We start from the raw sequence: 20,078 nt of genomic DNA on the forward strand, positions 1-20,078 counted from the left end.
AATGTTCTGGTGAAACACTTGCGTGGCGAACAGGTTTTGCGGCACGCTTCCTTGCAGGGTTATTGGGAGGAGAATGATGCCAATTCGGAGAAAGGCGACTGAGGCTGGTATTTTTGATCCGGCCGAAATGGCTCTGCTGGGCCGGGTGTTCGAGCAGCTGAAGCTCGAAAATCAATCACCCGACGAGCGTGACGCAATCGCCTCCAGAATTATAGGCAACTACATGGCAGGCGTCGTCGATGAGGATGAGCTGGTTTCGCTATCCAGGCGACCGTTGGGCCGTTAGAGGAAACGCGGAACTTAAACCTTGCGGTCGAGCTTATCGCGCCATGAGTGCACGCGGAATCGACTTTCTGGATCAATGGATCGCTAACAATGTCCCCAGGACGATGAAGGCAGATGTCCTCCTGGTCGATGAACTCACGCACAAGCTAATAGCGGACGCCAAGGCGCTCGGGATCAAGCGGGCCGAAATCGATGAAGAGGTCGACAGTCTTTACCGCACGATCCTCAATGCTATCGAGCATCCCTTGCCTGATTTTCCCAAGTGACCCGTCACGGTTCGCAGCGGTCGATGCGTGCGACTTTCGATCCGCTGGTCTGGAACATATGTGACTTCCGAGGGTTGGTGATGCGGCAGGCAACGCTCCCTCGCGCCACTGCTGAAGATCGGGCCAGAAACCTTGATCGGCCCGCATTCTTCGATAAGGCGCGGGCTTCCCCTTTTTGGAAGAGATCGCGCATGTCCCAGACCATTCAACCGCCGATATTGCCGGAAGGAAGTCCGGATCGGGCGGTCAACTGTGAGGTGGCCCTGGAAGCGGCGTTCGCGGCCTTGGTGGCTGAATCAGAGGCCCAGGGATGGACAGCGCAAGAGACTGCGGAAACCCTGCTCAAAATTGCGACCGAACATATCAATCTGCTCGGAGCGGCCGTCGATCCTAAGGCCTAAGCAGAGGTCGCGCCAAAGGAGGCGTTGCTATGCCCGGCCTTGACCGCCTTGCGCTACTCGGCGGATCCATTGATTGTGAATGGTGAAGCGCTGGGGACGCACTGCAGGGTCCAGCCCGTCGACGTTGGCTGCTTCTGGTATTCGGCAATGGCGGCCGTGCATTGTTCCCGCTTGTCGAAAGTGCTCGGCAACACCGCCATGCCGCCCTGCGGGCCGGCAATTACCAGATACCAGATCAGCGCTGCTGTCGAAGTCATGGCGGTTCCTTGTTCCAACCCCGACGCCATAGCCGCTGGCGGCCGGATCACCTTAGGCCAATGGCCAGGAATGGGCTAATCGTCATTAAGAAAAGGCGGCGATCAGGTCGGCGCCGTCAATCAGACTCCGCCATCACCGATGCGACCTTTCGAAACACCTTCATGTCGCCGCGGTAATGTTCACGTCCGTGAACTTTGTTCTCAGCTTTGCAGCAGGCGTTTCCAAAGATGAGATCTTGCATCTTATGACCGTCAGTTGGACCCGTCGCCGGGAGAGGCGACGGGCTTTGGCCGGCAAGGCCGGTCAGTCGTAGATTTTGATGACCTTGTGGGTGGTTGGATCGACCAGAACGGTCCGGTTGTCGATCACGACGTAGCGGTATTTGACGTTGGGAACTTCGCGAAGTTCGACCGTGTCAGGCAGCGCCGTGCCGATGTTGAGTTCCACTCCGGGAACCTTCACCGAAGCAAGCGGCTGCTTCTTCACATATTCACGGATGACCGTTTCCTGCTCCGGCTGAATGATGATGTCCTCGGCCGCCGCGACGCCGACGCCTGCGAGCAGAAAAAATGCCGCGGCTGCGGCAGACAGATGCAATTTCATAATCTTACTCCTCGTGAGATTGGCTCCGATCGGTGGTGTCGAAGCTCAGCTGCCAACTTGGCGTGGATGCAATCGTTCCCTTGGGAGGACTTCAGTCGGAGGAGGTGGTTGGACCAAAGTCCGGTCGAATTCCGCAATGGTCTTGCCGTCGGTGCAGCTTGGAACGGTCATCTGTCGCGGAAGTTGTCAGCCACGGAACTGAAGGAAAGAATTCATGGACAGAAGTGTTGGTCAAGCGCGTTGGTTGCTGGCGCCAGTTTTCGTCTTGGCCATATCCCTGCTCGTCATCGGAATATCCCATGGCTGAACCTGGACAGTCCACATTTCAAAATCCGCGCAGCTATGTCCCTTCCTGCGTTGATAACGGTTCGCTCGCTGCTTTGGCGGCGAGCGAACCCGTCAACTTCAATTTAGCCAGCGACGGGTGGTTGGATGTTCAATGACAAAAAGACTCGCCTCATAGAGGCCGGTTTCCTCCTGGCAGTGCCCATTTGCGTGGCTCTGACCGCGCTGGTAGCCGTATTCGCTCTGGCCAGGATATGATGGTGTGGTTGTATCCACTTCGGCGTTTGGCGCAGGAACGAGCTACGGCTTCACAATCATGGAGCCGCTAGAATGAACCGGATCCTGTTTATGACGGCCGACTTCCTTTCCCGGCCGCCAGGCTTCTACGTCATGATGGTCGCAATGGTATTGTGCACCGCGCTGGTGCCATTCGGACTGACCAACGCGGTCACTTATGTCCTTTCGGTGGCCGCCATCGTGATCACTGGTGTTGTCCTGATACAGGGCTATCGCGATACCGCGGCCATTCACGCCAAGCTCGATGAGATCGTCGTTTCGCTTAGGGAGACCAGAAACGACGTGGTCGGCCTGGAGCATGCCGAGCCGGAGGAGATCCGCGAAAAGCTTGCCATGCTCGAACAAGAAGCAGCGCAACGAAATGGGCGAGCCACCTGATTATTAAACGCCAGCTTTCTTCGACTATCAGCAGGCTCAAGGCCCTCGTGCAACCAGATCGGCGCTCGCGGGTTCTTGACCTAATGAAACGGCGCCTCGATCTCCTCCGAAACCGGTCAATTCATGGACGTCTCGATTACGCAAACATCGGCCGATAAAATCAAAGCAGGTAAGAGCGGCCTGCTGCTGATTTCTGACAATTACGATGCGTTCGCCGCGCGTGTTTTAGCGGCGAGGGGCGCGGCTCGCACTCTCGATCTCATGTACTATCTCTGGCATGACGACCACACGGGGCGCTTGCTTTTGCAGGAAGTTGTCCGGGCGGCCCAGCGAGGCGTACGGGTCAGAATGCTGCTCGACGACGTCAATCCGCGCAAGAGCGATGCCGCCTATTTGGCGCTGAGCAACCATCCAAACATCGAACTCAAATTGTTCAACCCGAGCGGCATCAGAGCGCGCGGCCTCATGCGCGGCGCGGAAGTCCTCTTGCGGCTTTTTGCATTGACAAGGCGGATGCACAACAAGGCGTGGATTGCCGACGACAACATCGCAATTGTCGGTGGGCGCAATGTCGGCGATGCATATTTTGACGCGGCGGAGACGAATTTCCGTGACCTCGACATGCTGCTTCTCGGTCCCGCCGTCCAGCAAACCGCACAGATCTTCCAAACTTTCTGGGTATGCCAGGACGCGAAGCCAATAGCTGAACTCGGTGCAGCCGCTCCAGGCTCGCATGCCCCCTATTTCGAGGGAAGAGAGGAGAAAACCGAGTCGACGCTTCTGAGCGGGGTCAGGGACAAGGGCTCCATCGCCGAGTTCATATCGGCGAGCAGCAACGTACATTGGGTCGAGCGCGTGCGCGTGATCTCCGACCCTCCGGAAAAGGTCCGAGGCTGGAGACCGCGCGGTTGGCTGATGAAGGAGTTGCTCCCAATCATTCAGTCGGCGCGCAAGCGTGTGGAAATCGTGTCCCCGTATTTTATCCCCGGCAAGAAGGGATCAAAAATCCTCGGCGACCTCGTCGACGACGGGGTGCAGGTCGCTGTGTTGACCAACTCCTTGGCCGCGACCGATGTCGCCGCGGTCCACGGGGCATACGCCAACTATCGCAAGCGCTTGCTGAGAATGGGCGTGCAGCTTTTCGAGCTCCAACCCTTTAGCCGGCAGCCCAAGATTTCCGTATTTGGATCCAAGGGCGCCAGCCTGCACACCAAAGCGTTCAGCGTCGACAACAGGATCGGTTTCGTCGGATCTTTTAACTTCGATCCTCGGTCCGTATCCCTGAATTCGGAAATGGGAGTGCTTTTTGAAGACGAGAATCTGGTCGCGGAACTGCAGCATAGGTTCAAATCGGAGATAGCGCCGGAAGCGAGCTACCGGCTCGAATTGAAGAACGAGGTTCTTCGCTGGCATGGCAGCGATGAAGGCAGACTGCAAACCTATACGCGCGAACCCGAGGCAGCATGGTTGCGCCGCATCCTGGCCGCCCTGGTCAGGCACCTCCCCATCGAATCTCAGCTTTAGCCGTACGTCGACAGATTCTGGAAATGTAGACGCTCTCTCCCAACGCAATTCAAGCGGGTTCCCATCCGCCTGAACCTTGCCGAAAGGAATAACTGGCTGAGGTTTCGAACCCGGACTGCAAAGACTGCCATGCCCGACATTCGATAGAGATCCTCGGGTGCTCGATGCGAATGATGTTAAACGAATTTGCAGCTTGTCGTACCCGCGAAGAAACCGCCGTCCCCGCTTGAACAAGCAGCGCCGCATAGCCGTCGATGAGGTAGCGCCGTGCGCTCGAACCAGCGCGGTGAAGATGCTGGTGCCCAGACAATATGACATCTACGCCGTTGCGCGAGAAGGCATCCATTGCCAGATCGGCGCGGCCCACGATGCCGTCGTCGTTTTCCAGGTCTAGCCCTTCGAAAGGATGATGCGTGACCACTATCCGGGTAACGTCATCGGACATATGTGCGAATTTTTCCGTCGCCGCCTCGAGTTGACGGACGTTGATCCTGCCGTCCTTGATCGTCAGGGATCGTGCTGTGTTTATCCCGACCACAGCGACTTCGCTATCGGCGTAGAACGGGTCCGTGTCCGCCTCGATGTAGCGCCTGTAACGCGACAGAGGCGTCACCGCACGCGCGAAGACATTCCAGAGCGGCACGTCGTGATTGCCTGGCACTACGATGCGGGGGCCAGGGAGGGAATCGAGAAACGCGCGCGCCTGCAGGAATTCGTCTTTCCGGGCGCGCTGCGTAAGATCCCCCGAAACGACGAGCAGATCAGAGTCGACTGCAAGAACCTCTGCCGTGATCGCGTCCACAAGCTGGCTCTCTGTCTTTCCGAAGTGCAAATCCGAAAGATGGACCAGGGTTCTCACTGAAGTTCTCCGCTTTCAGCTACGGTCGCCGGTTTTGTTCGTTCTGGCTGGTGCGATGACTTTCAGGGCCGCCGGCCGAACCTGAAAATTCAGGGGCGTGTCCATGCTGACGGCTTCGCCGTCCAGAGAAACCAGCATGGCGTGGCGATGCGATGTGATTTGCAGCGAGTTGGCGCGATAAATTTCAAGATCTCGGGTCGCGTCGATCATGCCGAACGCGATTTTGAACGGAAGCAATGCCAGCCCAAACCACGACTGCTGCTTGACGACGTAAACGCAGAGTTCCTTTGACGAGAGGCTGCGGCGATGGCCAAGATCGGCGATGTCGTAGAAATTGTTGCCGACGAACACGCAAGGCGTCCGCAGCCTCTCGCGGGTGCCTTGGGCAGCGACGTGGACAGCCTGCCACGAGGCGGATCTCAACGTTCTCATCAGGGCGGGTCCGATGGCGGCAAGCTTGCCGAACCCGCGGCGGCGCTGTTCGGTTGAACGCTTTGCAACAAAGAACGGATAGATCCCAATCGATGAATTGTTGAGAAAGACTCGGCCGTTGACCTCGGCGACATCGACAGTGACAGGCTTGCCGGTCGCGATTGTATCGATCGCCGCCGTCAGGTCGAGCGGCACACCCAAATCCTTGGCAAAGTGGTTCAATGTGCCGAGCGGAAGGACGCCAAGCACCACATCCGTCCCCGCTAGCGCCGAGGCCGCGCTGCCGAGAGTGCCGTCGCCACCGCCCACCACCAATATCGATCCATGGCCGGACCTCGACTTGTTTTCGGCAACGAAGCGCTGAGAGAGCTCTCCAATCTCTCGCCCTTCCACCAGTCGCACATCGGCCTCGACGCCACGTTCGGCGAACCCATCCCGCACGGCTCGCTCGATGTCGCCCTTGCGCGCCACGGCGCCGGCACTTTTGTTGATGAGCGCCACAACCTTCAAGTCTTCAGTCTCCGCTCCGGCCATTCCTGAAACCATAAAGCGACCATCCAACACAGGATCGCCCAGCCAGAACCAATGCACCATCCGGCCAAGACATCCGTCGGATAGTGGACCGCGAGATAGACCCTGCTTACGCCAACGGCCAGCGTCAGAAAGACGGCGAGGGCCATGAAATACACTTTGAGGCGGAAATCCTGATTTGCGTGTGAAAGAAGGGCGCCCACGGTCAGAAACGTGATCGCCGAAAGCATAGCATGGCCACTCGGGAAACTTGCAGTGAACACCCGCGTGACATGAGGAATCTCCGGCCTGGGGCGGTTGAAGCTTAGCTTGAGGATCGTGCCAAGCAGTTCCCCGCCGGCCACCGCCACTGCCATCCAAATGGCCAGAGCCCGCTTGTGGACAAGAAGCAGATAGGCAACCCCTGCCATCAACACGAATCCAAGAAACACCACGCTGCCGATCGAGGTCACATCTCTGGCCGCTTCCTGAAGCCATGGCGGACCGATCGGGTAGGCCTGATCGGCCCCACGCAGGGTCGACATGATCGCCAGATCAAATTTGGTCGTATCGCCTTCCAGGACCTCCTCGGCGAGCACTCCGAAGCCGAGAACGAGGCATGCAACGAGCATCCCCACGATGAGCCTGTTCTTGCCTTGCGGAGAACGCCCGAAGGGCCGGCGCTCGATATCTGGGACTGGTTCGCTCAAGCGCCGGACCTCATTGGTGAGGCACAACGGCGTCGCGAGTACGAGGTTCCCTCAGCCATCACTGCGGTCAGGACGGCAGAAATCTGCGGCGGCGCTTCGCGACAGCCCGGACACGACGTCGTTGGAATGGCCGTGAGAGCCTCACTTCAAGAGGGAACCATTGAAAATTCTATCCGTTGAGGTGTTCACGAAAAGCAAGCGGGGCAACGTGGATCAAGACGACGCTTCACCAATATCATCTGGCGTGGAAGGCCTCGACTATGTCCTGCGAGGCGGATACGCAAAATTTCGTTCACATCTTGTAGAGGGCAGGCCTGGTTCAGGTAAGACCACACTTGGTCTGCAGTTTCTGATCAAAGGCGCGTCGGATGGCGAGAAATGCCTCTATATAACGCTGTCCGAGAGCAAGCGTGAACTGCACTCAGTCGCGGAACGGCATGGATTTTCTCTTGACGGCATCGAAATCCTCGAGCTGGTGCCACCGGAGTTGAGCCTCGACCCATCGCAGTTACAGACTCTGGTTCATTCGTCCGATCTTGAACTCGGTGAGACCGTGCAGTCCGCGCTTGCCGAGATCGAGCGCATGAAGCCGGATCGCGTGGTGTTCGATTCCCTGTCGGAAATTCGCCTCTTGTCGCAGGGCTCGTTACGCTATCGGCGGCAGGTCCTGGCTTTGAAAAGCTTTTTCCTGCTCAACAATGCAACGGTGCTTCTGCTCGACGATCTCACCGCTGAACATGACGATCTAAACCTGCATTCGATCAGTCATGGCGTCATCCGGATGGAACAGCTTTCACCGATCTATGGCGGAGAGCGGCGGCGGCTGCGCATCATCAAGATGCGCGGCGTTCAAATTCGCGGCGGCTTCCACGACTTCGTCATTAGACCGGGCGGCGTGATGGTGTTTCCGCGCTTGGTTGCCTCCGAACATGAGATGGCCGAACATGGAACGCCGGCAACCGGTAATGGATCTGTCGACACACTCGTGGGTGGCGGGCTGGACCGCGGCACCAGCACTCTCCTGATGGGACCTTCTGGTGTCGGCAAGTCGACCATTGCATGCAGCTATTGCCATGCTGCTCTCAAGCGCGGCGAACATGTGCTGGTGCTTCTGTTCGATGAAACCAAGCGGATTTTCCTGGCGCGCGCGTCTGGCCTCGGCATGGATCTGGGGCCATTCGCCGTCAATGGAAGTTTGCTGCTGGAACAGGTGGATCCGGCGGAATTGTCGCCTGGTGAATTGTCGTCGCGCATCCAGTCGGCTGTGGAGCGCTCAAGTGCAAGGATCGTCGTCATCGACAGCCTGACCGGGTATCTCAATGCCATGTCGGAGGAGCAGCATCTTGTGCTGCAGATGCACGAGATCCTGACATACCTTAATCAAAAGGGCGTTGTGACGATCCTGCTGTTGGCCAATCATGGGCTGATCGGTCAAATGTCAGCCCCCGTCGACATGACCTATCTCTGCGATTCCGTAATGCTACTGCGTTTCTTCGAAAGCGGCGGCCGTCTGAGACGAGCTATTTCCGTGGTCAAAAAACGCGTCGGGCCGCATGAGGACACCATTCGCGAATTCAAGATAAGCGCGACCGGCCTGGCCGTCGGCGAACCACTAGAGGAGTTCCGAGGGATACTGACTGGCGTGCCCACCTACGAGGGTAAGCAAGGCAACCTGCTGCAAGACAAGTCATCGTGATGCCTTCAGACCGCAGTGTGCTCGTGCTGGCGCCGGTCGGGCGCGACGCGAAGGTCGCGTCTGCAATCCTCACGGAGAACGACATCAAGTCCCACATCTGCGCCACGCTCGACGAAGCAGTTCCGCTGTTGGACCAAGCTCACTGCCTTTTGGTTACAGAAGAAGCCTTGATCAGTTCCAATCGAAATCAGTTTGCATCGTGGCTCAATCATCAACCGACGTGGTCGGATTTTCCGATCGTGTTACTGACGATGCGAGGAACGGAGATCGACAAGCGACTCGCCTTTCTGGATCGCTATCTGATCGTTCTCGAGAGGCCTTTCCTGGCGTCGAGTCTTGCAAATTCGGTGCGCTCGGCTTTGCGAGCCCGCGCCCGTCAACTCGAGGTCAAGTCATATATCGAACAGAAGCAAGAGGTCGCCGACCGGCAAAAGCTGCTGATCAGGGAACTCCATCACCGCGTCAAAAACACGCTCGCAAATGTCCGGGCGATGATGGGGGCAACCGCCAAATCGAGTGGTAGCGTGGATGATTTCGTGCGCGATTTCTCTGCCAGGATCGTCTCGCTCGCCGACACGCATTCGATGCTCACCGATGACTATTGGCAGATGGCTTCCTTGCACAAGCTGCTGGAGTCGGAACTGCGCCACTACGATACGACCGACAAGTCGCGCGTAGTGCTCGAAGGGCCGAACGTCGCGCTGGTCGCCGATATCGCGATCCCGATCGGGATGGCGTTTCATGAACTCGCGTCCAACTCATCGAAATATGGCGCGTTGTCCCGCCCCACAGGGCGTCTCGAAGTCCGGTGGTCGGTGAGCAATTCGGAAGGAGAGCGAATGCTCAATCTGGATTGGCTTGAAAAGGGCGGGCCGAAGGTCGAGCAACCAAGACGGCGCGGCTTCGGTACGACGTTGCTGGAGAAAGTCGTCGCCGTGCAGTGCCAAGCCAAGGTTGAGTTGAACTATCATCCTGACGGTCTGCGGTTCGCAATGGCCTTGCCGCTACGCGACACGAGGCTTGTCCCCGCCTACTGACCTCAGCAAGGTGGCGCTCCGCTTCGGTGGTGGCCTATATGCTCCATCGCTGATACTGATGACCTTTCCTTACAGCGTAGGCGTAAAATGATATCGGATACAGGGAAGCCCGAGGCGGTCGAGCAACTGCTCGATACGCCCGAACTCGCGACCGCGCTGGAGAGCGAACAGTTCAAGAAATTCCTCGACCAGGTGCCTATTGCGATCGCCGTTTCAGACCTGATCGAAACGGAGCGCGTCGTTTATGCCAATCCGGAATTCGAAAAACTCTCCGGCCTGAAGGCCGCCAGTCTGGCGCGAAAAAACTGGGCAGCGCTGTCCGGGACTGGGATCCGTGAGCAGAAGGACAGGGCGCTGGCCGAGAGCGTTATCAATGAAACGGATTTCGTCGGCACTTTCCGGCTGGAGCGCGGCGTCGGGGGACCGGCAGTCGTTGACGCCTACTCAAATTTGATTGTGGACGATGATGGCAAGACTTGTTTCCGGCTGGTCGCCTTGGTGGACGTATCCTCTCACGGCGAGGAGGCGCCCTCGGTAGAGGAGCGTGTCCGGGAAAAGGATACATTGCTGCGGGAACTGCAGCACAGGGTAAAAAACAATCTCCAGATGATCACCGCACTCATCCGGCTGGAGACCCGCAATGCGGCGGAGCCCGACCAGAAACGGTTCGAGAGGTTGGCCGGCCGCGTCGACGCTCTTGCGATACTCTACCAGGCGCTGTCGAACGACGAGCAGAAGGATGAGATCGATCTTGGTATCTATCTCAGCCAGATAGCATCCGCGGTAATGGCTTCGCATGCGGTGGAAGGCATACGCCTGGACATGAAGGTGGATACCTATCCCGTGTCGATTAACGTTGCGATGCCCACGGGGCTGGTTGTGAACGAATTGCTGACCAATGCGCTCAAACACGGCTTCAAGGGACGAGAAGGCGGCACGATAACGCTTCACAGCGTGGTCGATGGCGACGGATGCCGCATCACCATCGCCGATGACGGGGTTGGTTTGCCGGAGGGCGAGACATGGCCGAAGCCCGGCAAGCTCGGTGCTCTCATCGCGCGCTCCTTGACCGAGAACGCCAAAGCGCAATTCGAAGTCAAATCCAGCGCCACTGAAGGGACCAGGGTCACCATCGTTTTCAAGCGATCGGCAGCGACGAGCTGACGATGTTCTATGCTGCGGTTTGAGTGGCTTGGGCGGCCCAAATAGACGCCGACCGTGCAAGGCGATTTCGATGGCGGCTCTGTTCATGGCGACTTGCTCGTCCATGCGACTGTCATGCTTGGACCTGACGTCAATATCGTGGCTCCGGCTGCAGGCCGCGGCTAACTAGGTGGCGGCACTACATTTTCTATCTCTTGTGCTGAACGCCTCGTAAGATCCTTTGGGATCTCGCCTACCAGCACGGCCGAACGTTTCTGGTGGTAATGCTTGCGAAGTTCACCAAGCGTGCGTGGGGCAGCGATGACGATCAGATTGGCAATTTGATCGCCGAGGACCTGACGATTGAGCAGATCGGCGGTACCGGCCGCAAAAGCCGCGTCTTCTCGTCCACCGGCTTGAACACGGGCGGAAGGAACTGATGCCGCAGCCTGATCGTATCCATGACGTCACCAACTACGGTGACGAAGAGTTCGTTCTCGAACAGCCGGTACATTTCGGTCTCGTCGTCATAGAGGCGCTTCGATGCGGTCATGAGGCCTGACTCCAACCGGTCGTGGATTGTGTGTTGTGGGAAGGCCCTTGGCCTCCGCGGATCCGGCAACAACGCCACTCAATGTCCTACCCTTCATTCCGACGGCAGCCCGGTCTTGTTTTGTTCTACAGTCCGTTCCCTGGCAGCGAGGAAAATGCCGCACCATAGATCGACCTTTGCCCTTGCCTCAGTGTCAAATGACATCAGGCTCGGCCTTTCTCTGTAAACGTCCATGCATGGCGACGCGGGTGATGGAGTTGTCGGGCGGGGCAGGGCGCTCCTGAAGCCGAATGCCCTTTGCCCAGAGCCGCAGCGCCTCCCAATGGATGCCGACGGTCACCTTGAGTGTCAGCAGAGGATACGAGATGAATGCGCGCAGCAGACTGGCATCGCTCAGCGCCCGCCGCTTGCCGGCGAAGCTTGCCACCATCAGCGGCCCTTGGTCGTCGCTGGCAGTGATGTGTATCGCGACGTTTTCGCCGGGGAGGCCGATGCGGAAGCGATAGTTCAATCCCATGGCCATGAAAGGCGAAACGTAGAAGCGCTTGTCGCAATGTTGCCTGACAGTCTCGTCGTGCCGCTCGCCGACAGGGATCAGGTAGCTGTGGCGCTGCCCAAAGGTGTTGTTGACTTCGTAGAGGATCGCGACGAGGTCGCCCTGCCGGTTATGGCAGAAATAGATGCTGATCGGATTGAAAGCGTAGCCGAGCGTGCGCGGCATCGAGAGCAGTCGGATTGGCCCCGCATCCGTCTCGATCCCTGCCGTCTCAAGCATATCTTCGACATAGGCTTTCAGCGATCCGCCCGAGCCATCGCCGTGATCCGTGTCAGCGAAGCCAAACAGATTAAACCGGTTGTGTGACAACAGGCGAAGCCGCTTGCTCACCGCATCGATCTCGTCGAGGTCGAGCAGAAGGAAGAAAATGCGGTAGGAAAGGCGGTGCCGCCGCGGCTTCAGCCGCTGGTGCATTACTTTGCCAGAGTAGAGGGCCGATTTCAGCTCCGGCATCACGCCGCCTCGAGGTTGCGCCGCGCCACGGCGTCGATGATGTGAATGCGCGCTGACTCATTCGCGACGCTCCAGGGCCGGCGTACACCGCCAAGCGCCTCAGCCACCGCAAGCCCGGCCTGCAGGCCGTCCTCGTGGAAGCCGGCGCCGAAATAGGAGCCGCAGAACCAGGTTCTTCGACTGCCCTGCAGCGACCACAGCCTTTGCTGCGCGCGCATCGCTGCGGCGTCGAAAGCCGGATGTTCATAGGTCTCGCGATGCAGAACGGTATTGGCCGCCGGTTCTACGACAGGATTGAGGGTGACGAAGAGCTGCTGGTCATCAGGCAACGATTGAAGCCTGTTCATCCAGTACGAAACAGACAGTTTTCGGGTTTCACCCTGGCCCTGTGTCAAATAGTTCCAACTCGACCAGGCGCGCTTACGCCGCGGCATCAGGCGCGCATCTGCATGCAGCACCGCCTCGTTGCGGCTGTAGCCAAAACTGCCGAGCAGCCGCGTCTCGTCGTGGCTCGGATCGTCAAGAATGCGCAGCGCCTGGTCGGCATGGGTGGCGATAACGACGTGGTCGAAGCGGTGCTCTACGCCTTCGCAGTCGGTAAGCCAAGCCGCGCCCCCGCGCCTGGAAATCAAGCGCACGCCGCGCCCGGCATATGAACGGCCGGCGACGCTCCTCGCCAGTTGCTCGACATATTTGCGGCTGCCGCCATCGACTGTGCGCCAGGTTGGCCGGCCTGCCAGCTTCAGCAGGCCATGGTTCTGGCAGAACCGGATGAAGGCGGTCGCTGGATAGTTGCCGACATCAAGCGCCGGAGTCGACCATATGGCTGCCGCCATAGGATAGAGATGATCCTCGCGGAATGCGGCACCGTAGCCCCTGGCATCGAGATATTCGGCCAAGCTGATCTCGCCGATACGCGCGATGTCGTGGGGGGCCTCTCGATAGAAGCGCAGCAATTCCTTCAGCATTTGCCAAAAACGCAGCCTACCGACATTGGACGGCTGTGCGAGCAGCCCGCCCAATCCGGTTCCCGAATACTCAAATCGTCCGCCGTCGAGCGAGACGGCAAACGACATGTCCGACGCCTTAGTGCGCACGCCGAGATGCGAAAACAGCGCCGTCAGGTTGGGATAGGTTACTTCGTTATAGACGATGAAACCGGTGTCGACCTGTGTGCCGCCGACATCGACGGTATTGCTGTGGCCGCCGAGCCGCCGGTCCGCCTCGAATAGCGAAACCTTGTGGCGCGTTGAAAGCAGCCATGCTGCGGACAGGCCGGAGATGCCGCTGCCGACGATGGCGATGTCCATCGGCTTGTCCGCTTCGAAATAGCCGCCGATCGTCATTCGTGCCCTCCGATTTGCTATGGAAGGGACTGACGTCCTCCCCTAGGTTTAATTTCTACGCAGCGGTGCGGGCTGTGGATCACCGTGTGCAGCAATCGCTGCGCGGCCAGTGATCCGAAAGGGATTGCCGCGCGTAACAGGGCTTATGAATGCAGGACATCATTTCATTGCCGACAAAGCGCTTCTTGCTTTCGATCTCGCGGAGAGCGGATTGGCGGTGACCATACGCGACGAGGGGAGCCTGTCGGCGCCGGAAGCGACCCGTTTGATGGCGGCAGTCGCGGCGAACCGCGATCGAGTGGCATTCGCGGCACTGTTCGGCTTCTACGCGCCGCGGCTGAAGGCTTTCCTGAAGCGTTCGGGGATGACGCCGTCCGCCGCGGAGGACGTCGTGCAAGAAACCATGCTGCTTGTCTGGAAAAAGGCATCGTATTTCGATCCCGCGCGTGCCGGGGTGTCGACCTGGATCTTCACCATCGCCCGCAACGCGCGCATCGACCGGCTGCGCCGCGAAAGCCGGCCGGCGGTCATTGCCGAAGCCTTTGATCCGTCCGATCAGCCTGATGCGCCGGTTTCGGGCGAGCAGGCGATCATCGCGGTGGAGCGCGAGGACCGGGTGCGGGAGGCGCTCGATCTTCTGCCGCGGGAACAGGCCGATATCCTGAAAATGTCATTCTTTGGCGAGGTAACGCAATCCGAGATCGCCGACGCGATCGGCATCCCCCTCGGCACCGTCAAATCACGCGTGCGGCTGGCCCTTGGCCGGCTGCGCCAAATCCTGGACGACCTCAAATGATCAAGCATCATCCGAGTGATGAGACGCTCTTCCGTTATGCCAACGGCTCGCTCGAATCCGGGCCGCGCATCGTCGTGGCCGTCCATGTCGGCGCCTGCACGGCTTGCGCCGAGCGCATTGCCGGATTCGAAGCGCTTGGGGGCTCCCTTCTGCACGATATCGAGCCGGAGGACATGGAAGCTGGGGCCCTCGATCATGTGATGGCGATGATCGACACCGGTGAGGCCGGTCGCGGCAAGGCCGCGCCGGCTCAGAGGCTTCCGCGCGCCGATGTGGGCATCCGCTTGCCTGAGGTGCTTGACGACTGTGGCATCGGGCCATGGCGCTGGATCGGGCCGGGCGTGCGCTGGAGCCGCGTGACGCTGCCTGATGACGACAGCGCCAACGTCATGCTGCTGAAGGTCGTGGCCGGCCGCAAGCTGCCGGAGCACACGCATGCGGGCTATGAATACACCCACATACTGAAAGGGGCCTTCTCGGACGCGCGCGGCCGCTATGGCCCGGGGGATCTCGACGAGGCCGATGACGACGTTCAACATCAGCCGATCGTCGACAAGGACGGCGAATGTATCTGCATTGCCGCGCTCGAAGGGCAGATGAAACTGAGCGGCTTCTTCGGCAGGCTGATCCAGCCTCTGTTCGGCGGCTGAGGTCCGGCAATGAGCGTCGTCTCGGCTATCGTTCTAGCGGCGGTCGCTCTTTGTGCCACCATGGCGGTGGCTTGGCTGGTCGCGATACGGACTGGCAGCTCCGGCTGGGTCGATGCGATCTGGTCTTTCGCCGTCGGCATCATCGGTGCCTTCCTGGCGCTCGTCCCATTTGTTGAAGGCGACAACGATCATAGGCGATGGCTGGTCGCGCTTTTGGCGCTGGTCTGGTCGCTGCGGCTCGGCGTTCACATCGCTGGCAGGACGATGGGCGACAGCCGCGACGATCCGCGCTATCGCCAGCTCAAGCAGCAATGGGGCGCCAGTTCCTCAAGCCGGCTGTTCTGGTTCCTTCAGGTCCAGGCGGCCGCGGCTTTCCTGCTTGCAATGTCGATCATGGCTGCCGCCCACAAGCCGGCTCCGGGGCTGGGGCCCGGCGACTGGATCGGAGTTGCGATCTGGGTGGTGGCGATTGGTGGCGAGGCGCTGGCGGACAGGCAACTGAATGCTTTTCGAGGCGATCCTCGCAACAAGGGCAAGGTCTGCGATGTCGGCCTGTGGCGCCTATCCAGGCATCCCAATTACTTCTTCGAATGGCTGGGCTGGCTGGCATACATGGCCTTCGCGATAGGCTCCCCCTCGGCCTATCCATGGGGCTTCGCCGCACTTGCGGGTCCCATATTGATGTACTGGCTGCTGGTCCATGTCTCCGGCATCCCGCCATTGGAGGCACACATGCTGCGCTCGCGTGGGGTACAGTTCCGCCGTTATCAGGAGCGCGTAAACGCGTTCTGGCCGGGCGTGCCGATGGCGGCAACAACCCGGGAAGGGACATGACAGTGAGCCTGATCTCATCCGCAATCCGTGCCGTCGAGAGCACGCCGATTCCCGATACCGCCACACGCTTTGGTATCGGCGTCCTGGTAGGAAAAACGCGCCGGCGGCTTGCCAAGGCGGGGTCGGTCGACGCGAAGCGGTTTGCTTGTGCCATGGCGGACTATTCCATCGCCGAGCACGCGCAAGCCGCAAACGAGCAGCACTACGAACTTCCGCCCGAATTCTTCGCGCTGACGCTCGGTCCCAATCGGAAATACTCCTGCTGCCTCTATCCGAATGGGGACGAGACCTTGGCCGAGGCCGAGATCGCGGCGCTGGAGCAGACTGTCGAACATGCCGGCCTTCGCGATGGCCAATCCATTCTCGAACTTGGCTGCGGCTGGGGTTCGCTGACGCTTTACATGGCTAAGCGTTTTCCGGCCGCCCGCATCGTGGCGATGTCGAATTCGACGCCGCAGCGCATGCATATCGAAGCGGAAGCGGCGGCGCGCGGGCTGCGCAATGTCGAGGTCATCACCGCCGACATGAACGGCTTCGAGCCGCGAGAGCGCTTCGACCGCATCGTGTCGGTCGAGATGTTCGAGCATATGTCCAACTGGCGCGACCTGCTTGCCCGTATCCGAAGCTGGCTGGAGCCCGAAGGCAGGCTATTCGTCCATGTCTTCAGCCACCGCCACAGTCCCTACCGCTTCGATCATCGCGACGACGCCGACTGGATCGCACGGCATTTCTTCACCGGCGGCATCATGCCGAGTCACGGGCTGATCGGTCACTTTGCGGACTGTTTCGCCATCGAACGCGACTGGCGTTGGAACGGCATGCACTATGCGCGCACCGCGCAGCAATGGCTTTCGCGCTTCGATGACAATTACAAGCGCATCGGCGAGATCCTTGCCGATGTCTACGGGCGGGATGCGGCGCTTTGGTGCCGGCGCTGGCGGCTGTTCTATATGGCCACCGAAGGTCTGTTCGGTCACGATCAGGGCAGGGAATGGGGCGTCAGCCACTATCTGCTGCGGCCGGCCTGGTAACATGGAAGGACTTGCACGGCTATGGCGCCGGGTCGCCGGTTACGCGGCGCATCCCGACCCCTTGACCAGCGCGGCCAATTGGATTGCACTGGTCGTTGCCTGGAACCAGCCGTTCTACCCGCTGTACCTTTGGGCGGCGGTCGGCGCCGACAAGATAGCTCCTTCGTTTCTCACGTTCATGTCAACGCCGATCTTTCTGGCTGTTCCGGCTGTTGCCAAACGGCATGCGCTGGCCGCCCGCGTCCTGCTGCCGCTGACTGGCATCGCCAACGAGATCGTGAGCACCAAGGCGTTCGGCGTTGGATCGGGCGTGGAGATTTTCCTGGTTCCCTGCGCGCTGATCGGTGCCGCGCTGTTCAGGCCGTCGGAGCGGGCGATCGGGCTCTTTGTGGTGGGGCTTAGTGCGATGGCCTATTTCATCCCGCATCGCTTTTTCGGCGAGCCGCTGGCCGGTTACACGGCCGCCGATAACAGCGCCATGGCCGGCTTGAATGCCTTGAGCGCCGCGACGTTGATCGTCTTCATCGGCTGGCTGTTGTCGGGTGCTGTGCCGGCCCCGCAACAGCCTGGCGATCAGGCGCCGCGCAGATAGTAGCGGGTCACCAGGAAGCCCACAGTGGCCGCAACCGCACTGAGCAGCGAACCCCAGCAGATATCCGCCACAGTGATGATCGTCGGCCAGCCGCGGATCGTGGCCTGGTTGGTCAGATCGTAGGTCGCGTAGGTGAAGAAACCATAGAGCGCGCCATTCAGCGCGGCCGTTGTCCATTTGCCGCTCGAAAAAGCCGGCGACGTTGCGAAGATTATGAGACCCACGACATAGATCAGGTAGAATGCCGCAGCAGGAACAGGGTTGAATACGTCAACCAGTATGTCCCCGACATAGCGGCGGTAAAGGCGCTGCGACATCGTCGTGAGCCATACCGCGTCAATGGCCAGGAAAGCGATCAGAGTGGTTGTGTAGGCGACGGCATACCGCATCATGAAAACCTTCCCGTTGTTGTTTGATCCACTGGCTCAATCCTTTAAGGACTGATAGACGATCAATGCCCTTTCTCGTGCCGCACCGTGGTCTACGATCGGATTGGGGTAGGTCTTGCCGAGCACGATGCCTTTGTCCTTCAGCACGGCAGCGGGAGCCTCCCATGGCCGATGAATATAGCGGTCGGGCAATGCAGAGATTTCCGGGACGTGCTGACGAACGTAGTCGCCGTGAGGGTCGAACTTTTCGCCCTGCAGCACCGGATTGAAGATGCGAAAATAGGGCGCCGCATCAGCTCCGGATCCGGCCACCCACTGCCAGCTGGCCGGATTGTTTGCGGCGTCCGCGTCGACCAGAGTGTCCCAAAACCACTTTTCGCCGTGGCGCCAGTCGATCATGAGGTCCTTGATGAGGAAGGACGCCACGATCATGCGCACGCGGTTGTGCATCCAGCCCGTTCGCCACAATTCGCGCATCCCGGCATCCACGATTGGATACCCTGTCAGGCCGCGCTGCCATGTCCGAAGCGCCCGTATGTCGTCCCGCCACGACATTGCGTCAAACTCCGGCCGGAAGTTGCGCACTGAAAGATCGGGATTATGAAACAGCATATGATATGAAAATTCCCGCCAGCCGATCTCCGCACGAAACTTCGAAGTTCCCGAGCTTTTCGATCTGCGCAACGCGGCGAATATCTGGAATGGCGTGATCTCGCCGAAGGTCAGATGCGGGGAAAGTCGCGATGTTGACGGCTGGCCAGGATAGTCACGTTGGCGTTCATAATTGGCCAGGTCGTGCTCAATGAATTGACCAAGCCTGGCCTGAGCGCCTTTTTCGCCTGGTGTCCAAGTCTCGCGCAAGCCAGACGCCCAGTCGGGTTTGCTAGGCAGCAAGTCAAGCTCGTCCAGGCGCAAGCCGCCAAGCTCACCCCTCCAACCATCAATCTGTCCCGGGGTATCGATCGGATCGCGAACATCGACCTTGTACGCCATCGCCTTCCAAAATGGCGTATAGACTTTGTAGAAGCCGCCGGAGCCAGTCTTGAAGAGCGAAGGTTCATGCAGGAGCGCGCCATCGAAGCTGAGTGCCGTGAGCCCCTTTTCGCGCAGGGCGGCTTTCAGCCTGGCATCGACCCCCGCCTCCGAGGGGTCGTAACGCCTGTTCCAGAACACGCAATTCGCGCCGCTGGCGTCGATCGCCTTGGCGACGGCGTCTTCGGTGCGTCCATGTGCCAGAAATAGATTCGCTCCAGCCTTGCGAAGCAGATCGCCAAGGGCCGCGAGCGAGTGATGGAGCCACCAGCGGCTGGCCGCTCCCATGGCCCTTAGACCTTTGGTTGTCTCGTCCAGGATATAGAGCGCCACGACGGGAGCGCCGCGATCGGCTGCCGCCGCGAGCGCGGCGTTGTCACCAATGCGCAGGTCGCGCCGGAACAACACAATGGTGGGAGCTTGGGCTTGTCGGCTCATTCCGTCTCGCAGATCATTTTGCCGGGGTCCAGCGCACGTTCTTGCAAATCAAGCCTGCGCCTATGCAGCCCCGCGTGGTGAGGCCCCCTTTCTTCACCGTCAATGTCATTGAATAGGTACGGTTTCGCTTGGGGTCGTAAGCCTTTCCGGCCAGCGTGCCTTGTGACGCCGGTCTTAGCGTCATGATCAGCTTGTCGCCGGCCTGTTCACCCTTGCTGGTGTCGCCGACCCACAGATTGGTCGCGCACAATTGCTGTCCACAAGGCGCGATTGAGACCTTGGCGTTGCCGTCGTCTCGCATCCATATGCCGCGGCTGTCCGAGAATGCGTCGGCTTGTGCCGCCGACCCGAGAAACACGGCACAAAGGAATGCGATTGTCCCTTGCATCGTCCCAATCTCCACTAACTGGCTAGATCTGTTGATTCTACGCTGCTCCGGGACGTTTGGATCACCGGTCCCGATTGGCGGCGGCAGGGACCAAGGACCGCCGGGGTTCATTTCCGGCAAAGGTGGAAACTTCACCGGGTCAGCGCCGAGAGATTAGCGGCAATCTGACATTGCGAACTGACATTTCGCTTGTGGCCCGACAGCCGTCGGTTAGCCAAGCGCCCCATGAACGCGGGTAGAGATTAGCTTCGCCACGGGCCTAAATGGTGACGTGGCCAGCAACCGGGTTTGCATTTTCTTCTGCCGGGATGTGAGTGCTTCCGATGAGGCCCACCG

General features: G+C 59.6%; 26 protein-coding genes. 14 read left to right on the top strand and 12 right to left on the bottom strand.

Going from position 1 to position 20,078, the window contains the following annotated elements; translation table 11 throughout:
* Positions 1-76 precede the first annotated feature (76 nt).
* From JG747_RS13130 to JG747_RS13140, 3 genes are all read left to right on the top strand, one after another.
* The gene (locus JG747_RS13130) at positions 77-286 is read left to right on the top strand and encodes a hypothetical protein (RefSeq protein WP_027047169.1); all 210 of its coding nucleotides are present in this window, start codon (positions 77-79) and stop codon (positions 284-286) included.
* Positions 287-329: 43 nt separating this feature from the next.
* Positions 330-551 (top strand): DUF768 domain-containing protein, encoded by a 222-nt coding sequence (locus JG747_RS13135; protein ID WP_038648757.1) that lies wholly within the window; start codon positions 330-332, stop codon positions 549-551.
* 191 nt (positions 552-742) lie between these two features.
* A complete protein-coding gene (locus JG747_RS13140; protein ID WP_019859928.1) occupies positions 743-952 on the top strand; it encodes a hypothetical protein in 210 nt (69 codons plus the stop codon).
* Positions 953-1,005: 53 nt separating this feature from the next.
* Here the strand turns inward: JG747_RS13140 and JG747_RS13145 are convergent, their stop codons facing one another.
* Both JG747_RS13145 and JG747_RS13150 read right to left on the bottom strand, forming a co-directional pair.
* Entirely contained in the window at positions 1,006-1,209 is a 204-nt protein-coding gene (locus JG747_RS13145) for a hypothetical protein (RefSeq protein WP_027047168.1), read from the bottom strand.
* A 304-nt stretch (positions 1,210-1,513) separates the two neighbouring features.
* On the bottom strand, positions 1,514-1,813 hold the full coding sequence (locus JG747_RS13150) for a DUF1236 domain-containing protein (RefSeq protein ID WP_202361915.1): 300 nt from the start codon (positions 1,811-1,813) through the stop codon (positions 1,514-1,516).
* A 299-nt stretch (positions 1,814-2,112) separates the two neighbouring features.
* Here JG747_RS13150 and JG747_RS13155 point away from each other — a divergent pair, with 299 nt between their 5' ends.
* The 3 genes from JG747_RS13155 to JG747_RS13165 all read left to right on the top strand — a co-directional run bounded on the left by JG747_RS13155 (position 2,113) and on the right by JG747_RS13165 (position 4,297).
* Positions 2,113-2,256, top strand: a complete 144-nt coding sequence (locus JG747_RS13155) for a hypothetical protein (RefSeq protein WP_155772686.1) — start codon at positions 2,113-2,115, stop codon at positions 2,254-2,256.
* A gap of 172 nt (positions 2,257-2,428) precedes the next feature.
* The gene (locus JG747_RS13160) at positions 2,429-2,773 is read left to right on the top strand and encodes a low affinity iron permease family protein (protein ID WP_010915342.1); all 345 of its coding nucleotides are present in this window, start codon (positions 2,429-2,431) and stop codon (positions 2,771-2,773) included.
* 123 nt (positions 2,774-2,896) lie between these two features.
* Positions 2,897-4,297 carry a phospholipase D family protein gene (locus JG747_RS13165; RefSeq protein WP_202361916.1) on the top strand — a complete coding sequence of 467 codons (1,401 nt, stop codon included), beginning with the start codon at positions 2,897-2,899 and terminating at the stop codon, positions 4,295-4,297.
* Between the two features lie 49 nt (positions 4,298-4,346).
* On the opposite strand, the gene JG747_RS13170 is transcribed toward JG747_RS13165, so the two are convergent.
* The 3 genes from JG747_RS13170 to JG747_RS13180 are packed head-to-tail and all read right to left on the bottom strand — an operon-like array spanning position 4,347 to position 6,808.
* Entirely contained in the window at positions 4,347-5,156 is an 810-nt protein-coding gene (locus JG747_RS13170; RefSeq protein ID WP_038648749.1) for a metallophosphoesterase family protein, read from the bottom strand.
* Positions 5,157-5,171: 15 nt separating this feature from the next.
* Entirely contained in the window at positions 5,172-6,089 is a 918-nt protein-coding gene (locus JG747_RS13175) for a diacylglycerol/lipid kinase family protein (RefSeq protein WP_223217925.1), read from the bottom strand.
* 5 nt (positions 6,090-6,094) lie between these two features.
* Complete coding sequence (locus JG747_RS13180) at positions 6,095-6,808, bottom strand: phosphatase PAP2 family protein (protein ID WP_019859920.1); 714 nt, start codon at positions 6,806-6,808, stop codon at positions 6,095-6,097.
* A gap of 208 nt (positions 6,809-7,016) precedes the next feature.
* On the opposite strand from JG747_RS13180, the gene JG747_RS13185 reads away from it, so the two are divergent.
* The 3 genes from JG747_RS13185 (at position 7,017) to JG747_RS13195 (ending at position 10,705) form a co-directional block, all read left to right on the top strand.
* Positions 7,017-8,504: an ATPase domain-containing protein gene (locus JG747_RS13185; protein WP_032921249.1), complete on the top strand. Its 1,488-nt coding sequence runs from the start codon at positions 7,017-7,019 to the stop codon at positions 8,502-8,504.
* The gene (locus JG747_RS13190; RefSeq protein ID WP_081295962.1) at positions 8,501-9,541 is read left to right on the top strand and encodes a sensor histidine kinase; all 1,041 of its coding nucleotides are present in this window, start codon (positions 8,501-8,503) and stop codon (positions 9,539-9,541) included. The genes JG747_RS13185 and JG747_RS13190 overlap by 4 nt, the downstream gene beginning before the upstream one ends.
* Before the next feature lie 87 nt (positions 9,542-9,628).
* Positions 9,629-10,705 (top strand): histidine kinase dimerization/phosphoacceptor domain -containing protein, encoded by a 1,077-nt coding sequence (locus JG747_RS13195; RefSeq protein WP_202361918.1) that lies wholly within the window; start codon positions 9,629-9,631, stop codon positions 10,703-10,705.
* 161 nt (positions 10,706-10,866) lie between these two features.
* Here the strand turns inward: JG747_RS13195 and JG747_RS13200 are convergent, their stop codons facing one another.
* From JG747_RS13200 to JG747_RS13215, 4 genes are all read right to left on the bottom strand, one after another.
* Positions 10,867-11,055: a baeRF12 domain-containing protein gene (locus JG747_RS13200; RefSeq protein WP_084791644.1), complete on the bottom strand. Its 189-nt coding sequence runs from the start codon at positions 11,053-11,055 to the stop codon at positions 10,867-10,869.
* Complete coding sequence (locus tag JG747_RS13205) at positions 11,013-11,237, bottom strand: hypothetical protein (protein WP_038648741.1); 225 nt, start codon at positions 11,235-11,237, stop codon at positions 11,013-11,015. Before JG747_RS13205 ends, JG747_RS13200 begins: the two co-directional genes overlap by 43 nt.
* Before the next feature lie 193 nt (positions 11,238-11,430).
* Entirely contained in the window at positions 11,431-12,249 is an 819-nt protein-coding gene (locus JG747_RS13210; protein WP_202361919.1) for a DUF1365 domain-containing protein, read from the bottom strand.
* Positions 12,246-13,592 (bottom strand): NAD(P)/FAD-dependent oxidoreductase, encoded by a 1,347-nt coding sequence (locus tag JG747_RS13215; RefSeq protein WP_019859911.1) that lies wholly within the window; start codon positions 13,590-13,592, stop codon positions 12,246-12,248. Before JG747_RS13215 ends, JG747_RS13210 begins: the two co-directional genes overlap by 4 nt.
* A 145-nt stretch (positions 13,593-13,737) precedes the next feature.
* Between JG747_RS13215 and JG747_RS13220 the strand changes: the two genes are divergently transcribed.
* The 5 genes from JG747_RS13220 (at position 13,738) to JG747_RS13240 (ending at position 17,495) form a co-directional block, all read left to right on the top strand.
* The gene (locus JG747_RS13220; RefSeq protein WP_120145501.1) at positions 13,738-14,388 is read left to right on the top strand and encodes a sigma-70 family RNA polymerase sigma factor; all 651 of its coding nucleotides are present in this window, start codon (positions 13,738-13,740) and stop codon (positions 14,386-14,388) included.
* The gene (locus tag JG747_RS13225; protein ID WP_038648739.1) at positions 14,385-15,038 is read left to right on the top strand and encodes a ChrR family anti-sigma-E factor; all 654 of its coding nucleotides are present in this window, start codon (positions 14,385-14,387) and stop codon (positions 15,036-15,038) included. The genes JG747_RS13220 and JG747_RS13225 overlap by 4 nt, the downstream gene beginning before the upstream one ends.
* 9 nt (positions 15,039-15,047) lie before the next feature.
* Positions 15,048-15,872 (top strand): DUF1295 domain-containing protein, encoded by an 825-nt coding sequence (locus JG747_RS13230; protein WP_038648736.1) that lies wholly within the window; start codon positions 15,048-15,050, stop codon positions 15,870-15,872.
* A gap of 2 nt (positions 15,873-15,874) precedes the next feature.
* A complete protein-coding gene (locus tag JG747_RS13235; RefSeq protein WP_027047164.1) occupies positions 15,875-16,903 on the top strand; it encodes an SAM-dependent methyltransferase in 1,029 nt (342 codons plus the stop codon).
* Positions 16,904-16,964: 61 nt separating this feature from the next.
* The gene (locus JG747_RS13240) at positions 16,965-17,495 is read left to right on the top strand and encodes a hypothetical protein (protein WP_223217885.1); all 531 of its coding nucleotides are present in this window, start codon (positions 16,965-16,967) and stop codon (positions 17,493-17,495) included.
* Here the strand turns inward: JG747_RS13240 and JG747_RS13245 are convergent.
* From JG747_RS13245 to JG747_RS13255, 3 genes are read right to left on the bottom strand one after another with little or no spacing between them, the layout of a single operon-like run.
* A complete protein-coding gene (locus JG747_RS13245; protein WP_019859902.1) occupies positions 17,477-17,887 on the bottom strand; it encodes a DUF2177 family protein in 411 nt (136 codons plus the stop codon). The genes JG747_RS13240 and JG747_RS13245 overlap by 19 nt on opposite strands.
* A gap of 33 nt (positions 17,888-17,920) precedes the next feature.
* The gene (locus JG747_RS13250; RefSeq protein WP_202361920.1) at positions 17,921-19,354 is read right to left on the bottom strand and encodes a cryptochrome/photolyase family protein; all 1,434 of its coding nucleotides are present in this window, start codon (positions 19,352-19,354) and stop codon (positions 17,921-17,923) included.
* Positions 19,355-19,367: 13 nt separating this feature from the next.
* Positions 19,368-19,742 (bottom strand): DUF2147 domain-containing protein, encoded by a 375-nt coding sequence (locus JG747_RS13255; RefSeq protein ID WP_064982223.1) that lies wholly within the window; start codon positions 19,740-19,742, stop codon positions 19,368-19,370.
* Between the last annotated feature and the right edge of the window lie 336 nt (positions 19,743-20,078).

This window comes from Mesorhizobium sp. 131-3-5 (assembly GCF_016756575.1).
In the GTDB taxonomy this organism is placed as follows: Bacteria; Pseudomonadota; Alphaproteobacteria; order Rhizobiales; family Rhizobiaceae; genus Mesorhizobium; species Mesorhizobium jarvisii.

What these genes read in the sequence shown, in the direction of transcription:
- JG747_RS13130 (WP_027047169.1), top strand. Translation starts at nt 77, where the DNA reads ATGCCAATTCGGAGAAAGGCGACTGAGGCTGGTATTTTTGATCCGGCC.
- JG747_RS13135 (WP_038648757.1), top strand. Translation starts at nt 330, where the DNA reads ATGAGTGCACGCGGAATCGACTTTCTGGATCAATGGATCGCTAACAAT.
- JG747_RS13140 (WP_019859928.1), top strand. Translation starts at nt 743, where the DNA reads ATGTCCCAGACCATTCAACCGCCGATATTGCCGGAAGGAAGTCCGGAT.
- JG747_RS13145 (WP_027047168.1), bottom strand. Translation starts at nt 1,209, where the DNA reads ATGACTTCGACAGCAGCGCTGATCTGGTATCTGGTAATTGCCGGCCCG.
- JG747_RS13150 (WP_202361915.1), bottom strand. Translation starts at nt 1,813, where the DNA reads ATGAAATTGCATCTGTCTGCCGCAGCCGCGGCATTTTTTCTGCTCGCA.
- JG747_RS13155 (WP_155772686.1), top strand. Translation starts at nt 2,113, where the DNA reads ATGGCTGAACCTGGACAGTCCACATTTCAAAATCCGCGCAGCTATGTC.
- JG747_RS13160 (WP_010915342.1), top strand. Translation starts at nt 2,429, where the DNA reads ATGAACCGGATCCTGTTTATGACGGCCGACTTCCTTTCCCGGCCGCCA.
- JG747_RS13165 (WP_202361916.1), top strand. Translation starts at nt 2,897, where the DNA reads ATGGACGTCTCGATTACGCAAACATCGGCCGATAAAATCAAAGCAGGT.
- JG747_RS13195 (WP_202361918.1), top strand. Translation starts at nt 9,629, where the DNA reads ATGATATCGGATACAGGGAAGCCCGAGGCGGTCGAGCAACTGCTCGAT.
- JG747_RS13205 (WP_038648741.1), bottom strand. Translation starts at nt 11,237, where the DNA reads ATGACCGCATCGAAGCGCCTCTATGACGACGAGACCGAAATGTACCGG.
- JG747_RS13215 (WP_019859911.1), bottom strand. Translation starts at nt 13,592, where the DNA reads ATGACGATCGGCGGCTATTTCGAAGCGGACAAGCCGATGGACATCGCC.
- JG747_RS13220 (WP_120145501.1), top strand. Translation starts at nt 13,738, where the DNA reads ATGAATGCAGGACATCATTTCATTGCCGACAAAGCGCTTCTTGCTTTC.
- JG747_RS13225 (WP_038648739.1), top strand. Translation starts at nt 14,385, where the DNA reads ATGATCAAGCATCATCCGAGTGATGAGACGCTCTTCCGTTATGCCAAC.
- JG747_RS13230 (WP_038648736.1), top strand. Translation starts at nt 15,048, where the DNA reads ATGAGCGTCGTCTCGGCTATCGTTCTAGCGGCGGTCGCTCTTTGTGCC.
- JG747_RS13245 (WP_019859902.1), bottom strand. Translation starts at nt 17,887, where the DNA reads ATGATGCGGTATGCCGTCGCCTACACAACCACTCTGATCGCTTTCCTG.
- JG747_RS13250 (WP_202361920.1), bottom strand. Translation starts at nt 19,354, where the DNA reads ATGAGCCGACAAGCCCAAGCTCCCACCATTGTGTTGTTCCGGCGCGAC.
- JG747_RS13255 (WP_064982223.1), bottom strand. Translation starts at nt 19,742, where the DNA reads ATGCAAGGGACAATCGCATTCCTTTGTGCCGTGTTTCTCGGGTCGGCG.